Below are 15,161 nucleotides of genomic sequence, written 5' to 3'. Positions count from 1 at the left end.
GAAATTTACCCATATTTTTAGATAGGTTTCCAAAATTTGGAAAACCTCTAGTCTGGCTTTAACTATGTGAGCAACTCTTGAACTTAAGTATGTTAGAATTACTCACTATGATATGCACAATTACCTTGGATTTATAGAAGCTTTTGTACCAGTCAAGGCACGTAAAAACTTTGCTTCTTTTTCACCAGATCAATTAACAAAAAATCTTAGTGTATTGCAGGGTCAAACCCCAGACTATTAAATTATCTGATGGGTAAATTGGTTGGTTTAGATAGGTTACTGTTTTGGTTATGCGGCAAATTTGCAAAGCTTGTTACGCAAATATGGATAGAGTTGTTTGCCTTGAGGCTACTTTATCTCAGGCGGGTTTAGTCTTTTGAAACAACTCAGATCCACAAGCTAGTTTGCAACAAAAAATACATTCAACTAGACTATATTCAAAAATTTTATCTAAATTTTTGCCTAGCATGACAATGTAATTATTGTTGGGTCTAATTGGGCATTATTGCCCCAAGAAAACCCAATTAGGGTGGATTATCTCCCACATCAGCCATCACATTGAAGTTAACCATCGGTGCAAACAAGTAAGCGCTTCCCCGACTGCTATGACGGCTTTCTTGCAACGAATTTCTAGAGTATGCTGCTCCAATCATGTTGCACACAGATGATTTACAGACTAGCAAATTCATGCTTGTAATTACATGAATCGTTTTTAATAACAGTTGCTTTTAACAATAACACATTTTATTTTTAGTGGAACACTCTCAATAAATAAGTTGATTGGTGATGAGAATATTGTAAATTAGCTAACTTTTTTTATGGAGCAATCGCTACTCTTAAATAATTTTATACACTTAGATAAAATTCATTGAGGACGGTAATTTTAAAAATGCTCTCAGTTGTTAATTGTCATTTTTGTCTATATTTCTACCTTTGCTTGTCCAAGTAATTTTATAATTAGGCGTTAAACTCAGAATGATATCTACTATACTGGTGACACCCTCTTCCTTCAAAAGCTCAAAATTTTCTTCTTTCTAATTACTTATATCTAAAAATTTGTAAATCACCCATTCGGGTGAGCCAAGCGGGTGATGCGTGCTTGGTGCTACTCATTATAAATTTAATTTTATTATAAAGAAAGCTAAAACTTAGCTTAGTTTCCAGGAGAAGTCCACAAAAAAATATCAAATTGCCCACATTGAGGTATCGGTTTTAACTCACACACTTGGTTCAAATTATGGCTTTAATTAAAGAAATTGTCCAAGAAGCTCTAACTAGCGGCTATCTGAGTGTTGTAGCCGAAGAACAACTGCGATCGCAACTTCAAAGTAATTATGACTCAGAAGACCTAGATGCCTGGATCATTTTACAGCGATCTGTTGTAGCGGGTGATGTCAAACAAGAGTCGCGTCGAAAAAAAGCTTCTGTCTCTCCTAAAGCCAAGGACGCTTCATCAAGTATCAAACTTGCTTATCAAATGGCAGCGGAGATTGCTTATGCAGCTGCTGTAGCTTTGTCAATGACAAAAAATACCAAAGACCAGCCTTCATTAGGTTCATAAGATAACACACTAAGAAGTTATTTTTCTGATTTAGTATCAAAAATTTATACCAAGTAGTTGACTAAGAAAAGCGTCGCAAACTACTTGGTATTATTTTTACGCCTTCCTCTTTTAAGTGATATCTACATGGGTTATTTTGTATCGCATCTCCTTGAACTAACCTTAACCTAAAAATCATAACTGCTTATTTACTAGCGCAATTTTATTAAAAAATACTTAAAAATTTAACCTTTCTGGAAACAGCTATGAGGAAATTTCACCCTCAGCCAAGACAATAGAACCGATCCCCGGAAGCAATACTAAAATAAATATAAATTATTTATTCAAAACTAGATTTTTTTTAAGTGATACATGCCACTCAATGATTAAATCTTAATATACCAAGTATATGGCTGAGAGTAACGCATAGAATTAGAAACACCTTGGTGTAAACTTTAGCAACGATGTTAAAAAGAATTCTCAATGCTTAACAAAGTCATCGCTTCTTCACAAACTACAGTATAAAGAATTGGCAACATTGGTAAAGACAGTAAACAATAACCATAACTAAACTTGGAGTTTTGCCAACCTATGCAGCCAATTCGCACATTTAACGTATCCCCTTCACTACCACCGCGACTCGAACCACTGCGGCGGCTAGCATATAACTTGCACTGGGATTGGAATGTTGATAGCAAAGATTTATTTCGTCGCTTAGACTCTGATCTGTGGGAGTCTAGCCATCACAATCCAGTGTTGATGCTCGGTACTATCTCTCAATCGCGGCTTTTGGAAGTTGTCGAAGATGAAGGCTTTCTAGCGCAAATGGATCGAGCTGACCGTCAGTTAGACGATTATTTGCAAGAGCGCACTTGGTATCAAAAACAACGGGAAGATAAACCAAAAGAATGCTACGCCTATTTTTCGGCGGAATTTGGACTTGTCGATTGTTTACCCGTCTATTCTGGCGGCTTAGGCGTTCTGGCGGGGGATCACCTCAAATCTGCTAGTGACTTGGGGCTACCGCTTGTCGGTGTAGGTTTGCTGTATCAGCAAGGCTACTTTGCCCAGTATCTCAATGCTGATGGCTGGCAGCAAGAACGCTATCTGCTCAACGATTTCTATAATATGCCCTTGCATCTAGAGCGCAATGCCGATGGTTCAGAACTACGGATTGCGGTAGATTATCCCGGACGCAAGGTGTATGCCAGAGTTTGGCGCGTACAGGTGGGAACAGTACCCTTGTATCTGATGGATACCAATATTGAACCCAACAACACTTACGACCACGACATTACAGATCAGCTGTATGGTGGCGACATCGATATGCGTATCCACCAGGAAATCATGCTGGGGATCGGTGGTGTGCAAATGCTCAAAGCTTTGGGGCTGAAAGTCACCGCTTACCACATGAATGAAGGCCACGCCGCCTTCTCTGCTCTAGAACGCATCCGCTTGCTGATTCAGGAAGAAGGGCTGAGTTATATCCAAGCAAAACAGGTGGTGGCTTCCAGTAATATTTTTACTACCCACACACCAGTACCGGCGGGAATTGACTTGTTCGCTCCCGACAAAATGCTGTACTACCTGGGGTACTATGCAGAGATATTTGGGTTGCCCAAAGAGCAATTTTTAGGATTGGGGCGCGAGAATACAGGCGATTTATCCGGGCCTTTCAGTATGGCGGTGCTGGCGTTGAAAATGGCAACATTTTCTAACGGTGTCGCACAACTGCACGGCGTAGTGTCACGGCAAATGTTCCAGGGCTTGTGGCAAAAAGTACCAGTAGAAGAAGTACCGATCGCAGCAATTACTAATGGTGTCCATGCTCGCAGTTGTGTTGCCAAATCAACTCAAGAATTATACGATCGCTATCTAGGCCCAAATTGGTCATCAGCACCACCAGATAGCCCATTGTGGGAGCGGATGGACGCTATACCCGATGAGGAGTTATGGCGCAATCACGAACGCTGCCGCTTAGATATGATTTTGTATGTGCGGGAGCATTTAGTAAAGCATTTACACGATCGCGGCGCTTCCGCTTCTGAAATTGTCCAAGCCCAAGAAGTTTTAGATCCCTACGCTTTCACCATTGGTTTTGCCCGCAGGTTTGCCACTTACAAACGCGCCACCCTCTGGATGCGTGATTTGGATCGCATTAAGCGGCTTTTGCTGGCTAATAAAGACCGGAAAGTACAATTCGTAATTGCTGGGAAAGCCCATCCGAAGGATATTCCCGGTAAAGAACTCATCCGCGATATCAATCACTTTATCCGCGAACAACATTTAGAAAAACAGGTAGTGTTTGTCCCCAATTACGACATTCACATCTCCCGGTTGATGGTTGCGGGTTGCGATATTTGGTTAAATACACCGCGTCGTCCACGGGAAGCTTCTGGTACAAGTGGCATGAAAGCGGCAATGAATGGATTGCCAAATTTAAGTGTATTAGATGGCTGGTGGGATGAAGCTGATTACGTCCGCACAGGCTGGGCAATTGGACATGGCGAGAATTACGACGATCCTAACTACCAAGATGAAGTAGAAGCAAATGCTCTCTATGAGTTGCTGGAGAAGGAAGTTGTACCGTTATTTTATGAGCATCGGGATAGTGATGGCTTACCTCGTCCGTGGGTTGCCAAAATGAAGGATGCAATTCGGTTGAATTGTCCTTTCTTTAATACAGCGCGGATGGTAGGAGAATATGCCGGGCGAGCTTATTTCCCAGCTAGCGATCGCTATCATACCCTGACTGTTAATAACTATGCCCCAGCGAAAGAACTAGCCGCTTGGAAAGAAAAACTGAGCGGACACTGGTTCAATATCAGAATCAAAGATGTTGACGTATCGGCAGCTTCAGACATTGAGGTGAACCAAACCGTTGCGGTCATTGCCAAGGTTGACTTAGCAACTTTGACCAATAATGATGTGCAGGTAGAGTTATATCAAGGTGCGATCGATGCCAATGGTGAGATTGTCAACGCTGTAACAGTGGTGATGGATTACCAAGGTGAGGATTCACAGCAATTGAGCATTTACACGGGTAATATTACTTATACCGCTTCTGGTTTGCAAGGCTTGTCTTTGCGTGTATTACCAAAAAATCAAAATCTGGCTAATGCTTATGAACCAAGGTTGATTGCTTGGGCAGAATAAGAGGGCTGAGTAGTTATTAAATACTCAAGATTAGGCGTTGCTGATTTAAGTTTAGCAACGCCTTTTATTATGCCATGCAGTCATGCCCTGAAAAGATTTCACACAATTATCTTTAAGGTACTTCTAAATAAATCAGGAGTCAGAATTCAGAATAATGCCTCCGGCACGCTCTTCGCGTTCAGAATTCAGAATACTCTACCCATAAAGGGATAGAGTTTTAATTAGGAATAATATTTTAATTTTTTTTGCCCACAAGGGGCAAGGTTTTAAACCAATATTCATTACCCAGTCGTCCAGAATTCAATTCTGTTAGCGGATAGCTAAGGTTTAGCCCATTCTGACTCCTGAGTTCTGAATTCTTCTTATAAAAAAATATCCCAAAACTAACGCCAAAATATTCTCTATCTCTCCTCACTCTGTGTTCTCTGCGCGGCAGTCACTCATGGGGGAAACCCCCAAGACCGCGCTGCCTTGCCTCTGTGGTTAATTCATTTCTTGAACAATCCCTAACCGTAACTAATCCATGTATCCCAAGCGCTGTAATTACTCCTCCCAGTAATCCCCAAGTTCCATCAGCAAATACATTGATGCGATGAATGTAGGTGCGATGATAGGCATACTCTAACTGCCTATCATTAACTTTTCCCACCTCTACTAGGTTTGTCACATAGTTTTCAGCTTTGATCAGTGCTGCATAATCCAGGTTAAACCAATAAAGCGATACTCCCACCACCGCCAACCCAGGAAAAACCAAAGTAATTAAGAGAATTGCTTTGCGTGTGTTCATTTACTTTACTCCCTGATATACCTGCTCAATGCTGACATAGCAAGAATCTTTGTGTTACAACTTGGCAGATCAATTTGATACATGGAGTGGGTGAATCAAATTTTGGGAATAATCCTCATAGTGTTTGAAAGCATCGTTTTAGTTAGGCTCACGCTATGAGAGCGCGATTTCTAGGTAAAAATCTGATTTTTGGCTGTTTATCTCTGGCATTTTGCTGCATTTTGTGGATTTGTTTGTCATTAATTCCAGTACACGCAACTTCCACAGGGTCTATTGATACTCTGCGACAACAGCAGCAACAAATGAACCAGCAGCGTCAGAGTGTGGTTAATGATCGCGATCGCTTAACAAATCTCCAACAAGAGGCTCAAAAACATCTCACTGGTTTAAAGCAAAATCTGCAAACTACAGATAGCTACATTCAAGAGAGCGAATCACGATTACAACTTGCGACTCAACGTCTCCAGCAGTTAGAAACTGATTTAGCTGTAGCAGAACGTTCCTACGAGGAGCGGCAAATAGCAACAGTAGCACGATTGCGTTATCTCCAGCGATCGCCTGCATCTGTTGGATGGGCAGTTTTGCTCCAAAGTGAAAATATCAGCGATTTTATCAGCCGTCGTCATCAGTTGAAGTTAGTGTATCAGGCAGACGAACAAATTTTGGTGAAACTCAACCAACAAGCAAACCTGATAAATCAACAAAAAACGGGCGTAGAACAACAAAAAAACGAAATTGCCTTGATTCGTGAGCAACTACTGGCACAAAAAACCGATTATCAAACTCAGGCACAGTCACAATCAGAATTGATTCAACGCCTCAATAGCGATCGCCTAGCCTTGGAAGCGGCGCAAAACCAGCTAGAGAGGGAATCCAAAAATCTGGAAGTCTTGATTCAACAAAAGGTAGCAGAAGCCAGAGCCACAGAAGAGGCGCAAACAAAAACCAACAGCCGGACAAGTATTATCATTCGGGGAACTGGTGTCATGGCATATCCTAGCGATGCTCCTACTAGTAGTCCCTTCGGCTGGCGGGTACACCCAATCCTTGGCTATCGCCGCTTTCATGCTGGATTGGACTTTGCCGCTAGCTATGGTAGTAAAATTCGGGCAGCCGATTCGGGCAGAGTGATTTTTGCTGGGTGGTATGGTGGTTATGGCAGAGCGGTAATTATTGACCACGGCAATGGCATGACTACACTATACGGACATACCAGCGAGTTGTATGTTTCTGAAGGACAAGCAGTTGAACGCGGACAAGCGATCGCTGCTGTGGGTTCTACAGGTTTCTCAACTGGGCCCCACCTCCACTTTGAAGTCCGTCGGAATGGTACACCAGTAGACCCAGCTAATTATCTGTAAACTATAAACCTAGTTTTTCTAGGCTGCAAACTTTATCATAGATGTGCTATAATGGTCGAGAATAAGGGCGCGTGGCTCAGTGGATAGAGCAACAGATTCCGGTTCTGTGGGTCGGGGGTTCAAATCCCTCCGCGCTCGTTACCTTTATAAGATTAACCAAAAAATCGAGAAGACAAAGGACTGATTATTGTAAAGACGGCGATTTATCGCGTCTTTGCGATCTATAATCTTTCATCAAAAACTTTATCCGAACCGTATTGACATCTGTTGTAGGGGCAATTCATGAATTGCCCCTACCTGCATAGTCTATTTACCTGAAAATAGCTGTAATATAATTTATACTAAGATTGACTTTTTAAGATTTTGTGTATAGACAGTATGTTGATTTTATAATAGTGCTATCTCTGCGTTCAACGAGCGATGTCTACGACGGTCACTGAGCGAAGTCGAAGTGCGGGCTACACCTACGCACTCAGCATAAAATAGGGAGTGGATAATTTACCACTCCCTGATCTTTCTATGCTTCGATAACTACCCGCAAATTGCCCCGTTTTTTGGCAACGCGACAAGCAGTTGTAGTACCAGAACGCTCGAATTCTAAATCGAGGATGGTGGGGCCGACTCGCAAATTATGAAATGACAGGCGATTAATCGATTCTGGCAAAGCGGGGTCGATTATTCGTAAGCAGTTATTTTGAGCATCAGGCACTAAGTTAACCATCATTTGCAGCAGTTGGAAGATACTACCAGTAGCCCAAGCTTGGGGAGTACAGGCAACTGGATACTGCACAGGGGCATTATCACCGTTCCGTTCGTAGCCGCAGAAGAGTTCTGGAGGACGTTGATAAGGCTGCTGACTGGTCATGTCAAATAAACCTTGGAAAAGTTCTAGGGCTTGATCGATAAGACCCAGCGATCGCAATCCCATTGCAATCAGAGCGTTATCATGGGGCCAAACCGAACCAATGTGATAACCCATTGGATTGTAAGCGGGTGATAAACTACTCAGAGTCCGAATGCCCCAACCATTAAACATATCTGGTGCCCGCAACCGTTCTGCTACACTATAGGCTCTCTCGTGGGTGAAAAGACCCAAATGCAGACAATGACCAGGATTTGAGGTAATACTGTCTACAGGTTTACCATCTCCATCCAAAGCCAAGGCGCAGAAATCCTGGTCTTCTACCCAAAAATCTCGATTAAAACGAAGCTTGAGACTTCTAGCCTCTTCTAGCCACCGATCTGCTAAATCAAGGCGCTTTTTCATCCTCGCTATTTCTGATAGGCGCATTTTTGCCGCATAGACGTAAGCTTGCACCTCACAAAGGGCAATTGGGCCGTTAGCTAATTCTCCCTTGTGGTTGACGATGCAGTCGCCAGAGTCTTTCCAGCCTTGGTTAGCAAGACCGCGTTTAGATGTACGGAAGTAGCTGAGGTAGTTGGTTTGTTTGATATTGCGATCGATCCAGTCCATTGCTGCTAGAGCATTTGGCCAAAGTAACTCTAGGAGTTCTTGATCGTGAGTCCAAGCATAATGTTCGGCATACAGCATTAACCACAGGGGAGTCGCATCAACTGTACCGTAGTATGGTGTATGGGGAATTTCTTGACAACGAGCCATTTCTCCTAAACGTAACTCGTGCAAAATCTTACCCGGTTCTTCTTCGCGCCATTCGTCATCGATTTTGCCTTGGTATGTCGCCAGTAATATTAGGGTTTCTTTGGCGATTTGCGAGTTTAACATTAGGGTTTGGGAAGCTGTAATCAGCGAATCCCGCCCGAATAGTGTAGAAAACCACGGCACTCCAGCCGAAACTGTCTTATGCTTACCAAAAGACTGGCGCAACAAATACATATCTTGCTCGGCCCGCTCAATCACTCGATTGAAAGTGCTTTTATCTGAGCTAATGCGGGTAATTTGTTGTACCCAGTTTTTCTCCTCCATCAACTCAGCAGCTTTCGCCTGTCCTAAAGTGATGGCGGCGCTTACGGTTGAACTAGATTGGTTGTTTTTCAACATATTCACCCGATAACCCAGCTTTTGGGTTTCGTGAGAAGCCAACTCTAGCTGCCAAACCGCAGTGTAACCTTTGAAAGAGTCTGGTTGACAATGCTGGAATGAAATCCGAGATTCCATCACCGAACCATCCAGACCTTGATAGGCAAGTGTTAAGGATTCTTCCCTAAAAGTTGATGGGTCTTTAGGTACTGGTGAAACGCCATCGACGATTCCTTCTTCAGTCGTCGGTTCTACTAGACGTAAAAGTCTACCTCGTTTTTCTCTGTCATAACCCCGGACTTCAAATAAATCAACAAAATCTGCATCAAAGCTGATACTTAGTTCAAAATTGACAGTTGTTGTGCTGTAGTTAGATATTTCTATTTCTTCAAATAGAGCGCCATTGAGTACTATTTCTCGTCGAATTCCGATAGTTTCGGCTCTTAGGCGATCGTCAATTCTGGGGTTGGTACACAAAACTGAGAGTGAAAACCCTTTTTCGGCAGTACTACTGAGGAGTACAGGCGATCGCCCTTCAATTTGCAACTCCAAGCGATTGAGAAATCTCGTATCACAGCAAAACAGCCCCATACTGGGATTACCATCACTGAGGGAACAGCCAGAAATATTCCCGATAGTATCTGTCACGAAAAATAAATCATCATCTTTAACCGTCAGTGTCGGTTGTGGTCTTTCACTCACAACACAAGGCCACTCCGGGATAGGTAATTGTTCAGCAGGAATAAAAGTTTTTCCATCCAGGAAAATTTTTTCCGGGGTCATTAGCGTATCCGGTGTCATTAGCCAAAGTTCCGTGTACAGGTCGTAGATTGTTTGTGGTATTCGGAGTAGAGGTCTTTAACCCTCACAACTTGCAGAAAAAAGACTCTTTCTAAAACTTGTTTGAGCTATTCTAGCCAAAATAACTTTTACGTACTGTTGACAAAGTAGCAGCGCCCAAATCTATATAAGTATTGTATAAGTCTAAACTCAAGACTGAAAACTGATAATTTTTAGATAAGTCCTTAGTTGTTGAACTTTCTTAAGATACAAGCAAGATATATAGTATACTCAGCAAAAATGCGAAGTTCCCAATTTTATTGGGTAAAGCTAGCATTTATTGACTAAACTATTATACGATTTTGTTTTAAATATCTTTGGCGTTGGATTAGACAAATTTATGATATTCAATTGATTGATTAATTTTAATCAAGTATTACTGATTAAATTATATGGTATGTAGCAGTAATGGTTTTTGGTAAGAAAATTCTATTTAGTGAGTGTAAATATTACGACGGGCTATTCGGTGTCGCGTGGACTATCAATCAATGTTCAGTAGATATTAGTGAATTTAGTAGTTAAAACAATACAAAAATTATTTAGCTGCTACTTAGTGATGAAAGATTTTAGCTGTGCAAGCATATTTCCAAGTTAGTCAAGAATGTATATTGGGCGTAATAGGTTGTCAATCAACAAATCAATTTGGTAACAAAATGTTGCGCCTGCTTGGGCGAAAAGTGCATTTTAGCGTTCTTTACATATTGCAACTCTCTATTTAACTTGAGAGTGCCTTGGAATTTGTACAATGCAGCTGTGACGTGGATCTTGTCGAGGTTGAGCGTTTAACAATAATTCATGAGCATTTCGACTTCTGTGCTGAGTGATCTGCTAAAGTCCCTACCATACTTGCGGCCCCAGCTATATTTTAAGGCTTCACTAACGGCGCTCTCCCACGCGATGGAAGATCAAGTTTTGGCTGCGACTTTAGCCCAACCCCTTGTAATTGCCAGTTTTCAGCGAGAGCGATTCTACCGTCAAGAAGCTCATCGCTACCAGCGACTTGCCTTGCGGAGTAATCAAATATACGTGTTATCTGCTCCAGAAACGGATTTTACCAACAGTTCGGAACACTACGAAAAGATCGCTTTTGAGCCAAAGGACGGCTTAAGTCAAGAGTGGCACTTGGTAGTGATTGCTGATAATTATGCAACTTGTCTAGTTTGTCGAGAAAACCTTGGTTCTATTGCTAAAAACAAGCAACTACCAGAACTTAGCCCTAATCTGGATATAGACACAGCGCGAAGATTTGAGGGAATTTGGACATCGGAGAGGGGAGTTAGCCTGAAAGCAGCCGAATTGCTGTTAGACAGAATTTTGATTTATAGACCCGAACTAGCAAGTAAAATTGAGGAGGCACATCAGAGGTTTGGCATCGGACAGCCGCGAAGCCTTTCTGGGGCAGAACAGGTGAACGAATATGCTTGTGACATCGATACAGATCCCTTTGTGCAGCGATTAGTAACTTATTTACAAGCTAGTCAGTACAAATTGCATAAAGCCTACCGTTCCATTGCTGCCCAAGCACGAAAAGAACGATTAGTCAACTCAATTAGCACTGCGATTCGGCGATCGCTCGATCCTCACGAAGTTCTCCAGGTGGCAGCACAAGAATTAGGACAACACCTAGAAGCTTGTCGCTGTCTAATTTACCGCGCTCAAGCTACAGATAAACAAGCCATAATCGAACACGAGTTTTTGAATCCCGGTATTTTATCAGTTCGTGGGCAAACTTGGGAGTTACAGAAAAATTCCCTATTTCAGGACATCGTGCAACAAGGCGAAGGTGTTTGTATTAGCGATACGCTGAATGACCCTCGTGTTAACAATTCACCAGGACTTTCCTTGATTGCCAAAAAGTTTGCCATTCGTTCTTGGCTGATGGAACCAGTATTTTATCAGGGGCGGTTGTTGGGCATCGTGGAGTTACATTACTGTGGGATGCCGCCGCACGAGTGCCAACCTGGGGAATTGGATTTGGTAGAAGCGATCGCCACCCAGGTAGGAGCAGCCCTGATCCAAGCGGAAGCCTACGCCAACCTAGAAGAACTTAACCAGCAGCTAGAAGCCCTAGACCGCACCCGCAGCAACCTTATAGCCATCACTGGACACGAACTGCGTACCCCCCTTTCCACCATTCAAGTGTGTCTAGAAAGTCTTGCTAGTGAGCCGGATATGCCCTTGGAGTTGCAGCAAATTATGCTCAACACTGCTCTTTCCGACTCAGAACGGATGCGAAAATTGGTACAAGATTTCCTCACACTTTCCAACTTGGAAAGCGGTCGAGTGCAATGGCATCCAGAATCCCTCACATTACAAGAGTGTGTGGATTTAGCACTTAGTCGCAATCGCACACGTTCTTCAACGGAAAAGCCACCCCAAATCAAAACTCAAATTGCCGAAAATCTACCTCTGGTAAGGGCTGATGGTGATTGGTTAGTAGAGGTACTGGCAAAAATTATCGACAACGCTTGTAAATTTACGCCACCCCAAGGAGAAATCACCATTAAAGCGATTTCCAACAGCCATCAAATGGTTGAGGTGACTGTGGCTGACACTGGACGCGGCATTGAACCCAATCGTTTAGAAGTAGTTTTTGACCGCTTCTATCAAGAAGAGGGAGCGCTACGCCGCACCACTGGCGGAACTGGACTTGGTTTAGCTATTTGTCGTCAAATTGTTAATGGCTGGGGTGGAGAAATTTGGGCAAAGTCAACTGGCAAAGACCAGGGTAGCCAATTTCACTTCACCATCCCCATTGTTCAGACTAGCCATGAGGAAAAGCGGACAAAAGTCAAGACTAAATAGTTATTGGGTATGGGGCATGGGGCATTGGTTTTTAACAAATGACAAATGACAAAGAACAAATGACTAAAAACTGTTACAGTCTATGACGCGATCGCAATATGATCCTGGTTGCGGTGTTAGGATTCCCTAAAAACGTTGAGAGAATCATCTTTATGGCAGAAACACTCTCTGGACAAACTCCACTATTTCCTGGCAGCACTGGTGGCTTGCTAAAGAAAGCAGAAGTTGAAGAAAAGTACGCTATCACTTGGACTAGCCCGAAGGAGCAAGTATTTGAACTGCCTACAGGTGGTGCTGCTACTATGCGGAAAGGCGAAAACCTGCTGTATATAGCTCGTAAAGAATATGGCATCGCTTTAGGCGGTCAGCAACTTCGCAAACTCAAAATCACAGACTACAAAGTTTACCGGATTTTACCCAACGGAGAAACTACTTTACTGCACCCAGCTGATGGTGTCTTCCCCGAAAAGGTGAATGAAGGTCGTGGAAAAGTGGGTTATGTCCCACGCGGTATTGGGCAAAACCCCAATCCATCACAACTCAAGTTCAGTGGTAAAGCTACCCACGAAGCATAGGGACTAGGGACTGGGGAAGAAGCAAGGGAACTCTTAGCAGAGAACAAGGGAGAAAAGTTTCCCCCCTGCCCCCTGCTCCCCGCCCCCCTGCCTCTTTTCCATGCCCCATGCCCAACCTCTTAGCTATTTATGGTATTCCCCGATTTCTCTGAATTTTCTCAGCTAGCTCTACAAGGCAACTTTGTTCCCGTATATCAAGAATGGGTAGCGGACTTAGATACGCCCGTATCAGCTTGGTATAAAGTCTGTGCAGGTCAGCCCTATAGCTTTTTGTTGGAATCGATAGAAGGTGGGGAAAAACTAGGACGCTATAGTTTAGTGGGCTGCGATCCGCTTTGGGTTTTGGAAGCAAGGGGCGATCGCACTACCCAATTAAACCGCGATGGTTCGCAGGTCGTTTTTTCAGGCGACCCTTTTACAACTTTAGCCGAATGTTTAGCACCTTATCACCCAGTCAAACTACCACAGCTACCGCCAGGAATTGGCGGGTTGTTTGGGTTTTGGGGCTATGAATTGATTAACTGGATTGAGCCGCGCGTGCCAATCTATCCACCAGATGAGCGAAATATCCCTGATGGCTTGTGGATGCAAGTAGACCACCTGTTGATTTTTGACCAGGTGAAGCGAAAAATTTGGGCGATCGCTTATGCTGATTTACGTGACCCCAATGTAGATTTCAAAGCAGCCTATCAACAAGCGGGCGATCGCGTCACCCAAATGCTCGAAAAGCTATCTCTCCCTCTATCGCCCGAAAAAACTCGATTGGAATGGAAACCGCCAGGGAGGAGAGGGGCAGAGGAGCAGGGGAGCAGAGGGGCAGAGGGGTATACAAGTAATTTTACCCGCCCTGATTTTTGCGCTAGTGTCCAAAAGGCCAAAGACCACATCAAAGCAGGCGATATCTTTCAAGTAGTAATTTCTCAGCGACTATCAACAACATACACAGGCGACCCCTTTGCCCTTTACCGCTCCCTACGTCAGATAAATCCTTCGCCTTACATGGCTTACTTTAACTTCCAAGATTGGCAAATCATCGGTTCCAGTCCGGAAGTGATGGTGAAAGCCGAAACTGCTCCAGATGGGGGAGTTATAGCAACGGTACGCCCCATTGCTGGGACACGTCCACGGGGTAAAACTACCCAGCAAGATGCAGCATTCGCTCAAGATTTACTCGAAGATCCCAAAGAAGTTGCCGAACACGTGATGCTTGTAGATTTAGGGCGGAACGATTTGGGGCGGGTTTGTCAAAATGGTAGCGTCAAAGTTGATGAATTAATGGTAGTTGAGCGCTACTCCCATGTCATGCACATTGTCAGCAATGTTGTTGGTAAATTAGCACTAGATAAAACAGCATGGGATTTATTGAAAGCTTGCTTCCCAGCAGGTACGGTAAGTGGCGCACCCAAGATTCGGGCGATGGAAATTATCCACGAGTTAGAGTCTAGCCGCCGGGGTGTTTATTCGGGTGTGTATGGATATTACGATTTTGAAGGACAATTAAATACTGCGATCGCAATTCGCACAATGGTAGTACATGACAAGACCGTTAGCGTCCAAGCCGGTGCAGGTTTAGTGGCTGATTCTGAGCCAGAAAAAGAATACGAAGAGACGTTGAATAAAGCTAGAGGTTTATTAGAAGCAATTCGCTGTTTGCGTTGAACTGGGGACTAGTAGTGACGGAAGTTTGCCTGTATCTAACCGAGCAAGTTAAAAGTTAAAAGGCAAAAGAAAGAAAAAGAAAAAGGTTTTTAAGCCCCTAAATTTATGGAATTAGCTTTTAACTTTTAACAAACTTCGGCTGGTTTAAGTCCTGTTGCTTTAAGCCAAGCCGCAAGTATGTTAGGCGGGGTCTAAATCCCTGACAATTCAGGTTATGTGGAAAAGCCCACAAAAAACCTAACCCCCTAGCCCGACGCGGGAAGGGGGAAAATTCAAAGTCTCTCTCCTTTTAGGAGAGAGAAATAGAAGAGAGGTTTTCCAGATACCGTGAAAAGTCAGGTCTAAATCCTCATTACAAAACTGTACTTCCTCTCTTCTCTACGAGACGCTCCGCAAACGTAGCGGGGCGTAGCCCATTCCGACTTCCGACTTCTTTAAC

At 43.4% G+C, this 15,161-nt stretch carries 9 protein-coding genes and 1 tRNA gene; 7 read left to right on the top strand and 3 right to left on the bottom strand.

The window, feature by feature from the left end:
• Positions 1–524: 524 nt before the first annotated feature.
• Positions 525–689: a hypothetical protein gene (locus HWQ36_RS06030; protein WP_159402498.1), complete on the bottom strand. Its 165-nt coding sequence runs from the start codon at positions 687–689 to the stop codon at positions 525–527.
• Between the two features lie 548 nt (positions 690–1,237).
• Between HWQ36_RS06030 and HWQ36_RS06025 the strand changes: the two genes are divergently transcribed.
• Positions 1,238–1,561 carry a hypothetical protein gene (locus HWQ36_RS06025; protein ID WP_292699107.1) on the top strand — a complete coding sequence of 108 codons (324 nt, stop codon included), beginning with the start codon at positions 1,238–1,240 and terminating at the stop codon, positions 1,559–1,561.
• Positions 1,562–2,131: 570 nt separating this feature from the next.
• Positions 2,132–4,696: an alpha-glucan family phosphorylase gene (gene glgP / locus HWQ36_RS06020; protein WP_292699105.1), complete on the top strand. Its 2,565-nt coding sequence runs from the start codon at positions 2,132–2,134 to the stop codon at positions 4,694–4,696.
• Positions 4,697–5,132: 436 nt separating this feature from the next.
• Here the strand turns inward: glgP and HWQ36_RS06015 are convergent, their stop codons facing one another.
• A complete protein-coding gene (locus tag HWQ36_RS06015; RefSeq protein ID WP_292699103.1) occupies positions 5,133–5,483 on the bottom strand; it encodes a hypothetical protein in 351 nt (116 codons plus the stop codon).
• A gap of 155 nt (positions 5,484–5,638) precedes the next feature.
• Here HWQ36_RS06015 and HWQ36_RS06010 point away from each other — a divergent pair, with 155 nt between their 5' ends.
• Both HWQ36_RS06010 and HWQ36_RS06005 read left to right on the top strand, forming a co-directional pair.
• Positions 5,639–6,844 carry a murein hydrolase activator EnvC gene (locus tag HWQ36_RS06010; protein WP_292699101.1) on the top strand — a complete coding sequence of 402 codons (1,206 nt, stop codon included), beginning with the start codon at positions 5,639–5,641 and terminating at the stop codon, positions 6,842–6,844.
• A 65-nt stretch (positions 6,845–6,909) separates the two neighbouring features.
• Positions 6,910–6,982 (top strand) — tRNA-Arg (locus tag HWQ36_RS06005).
• 379 nt (positions 6,983–7,361) lie between these two features.
• Here the strand turns inward: HWQ36_RS06005 and HWQ36_RS06000 are convergent.
• Positions 7,362–9,644, bottom strand: coding sequence for an amylo-alpha-1,6-glucosidase (locus HWQ36_RS06000; protein WP_292699099.1), 2,283 nt, complete (start codon positions 9,642–9,644; stop codon positions 7,362–7,364).
• 834 nt (positions 9,645–10,478) lie between these two features.
• Between HWQ36_RS06000 and HWQ36_RS05995 the strand changes: the two genes are divergently transcribed.
• The 3 genes from HWQ36_RS05995 to trpE all read left to right on the top strand — a co-directional run bounded on the left by HWQ36_RS05995 (position 10,479) and on the right by trpE (position 14,722).
• Positions 10,479–12,488 (top strand): DICT sensory domain-containing protein, encoded by a 2,010-nt coding sequence (locus tag HWQ36_RS05995; protein ID WP_292699097.1) that lies wholly within the window; start codon positions 10,479–10,481, stop codon positions 12,486–12,488.
• Positions 12,489–12,640: 152 nt separating this feature from the next.
• A complete protein-coding gene (locus HWQ36_RS05990) occupies positions 12,641–13,063 on the top strand; it encodes a photosystem I reaction center subunit II PsaD (RefSeq protein ID WP_292699095.1) in 423 nt (140 codons plus the stop codon).
• A gap of 129 nt (positions 13,064–13,192) precedes the next feature.
• Positions 13,193–14,722, top strand: a complete 1,530-nt coding sequence (trpE, locus tag HWQ36_RS05985) for an anthranilate synthase component I (protein WP_292699093.1) — start codon at positions 13,193–13,195, stop codon at positions 14,720–14,722.
• The last annotated feature ends 439 nt before the right edge of the window (positions 14,723–15,161 follow it).

The organism is Nostoc sp. NMS2, assembly GCF_017115105.1.
GTDB lineage: Bacteria > Cyanobacteriota > Cyanobacteriia > Cyanobacteriales > Nostocaceae > Nostoc.
The sequence above is the reverse complement of the archived record's forward strand: the minus strand, read 5'-3'. Positions and strand labels throughout refer to the sequence as shown.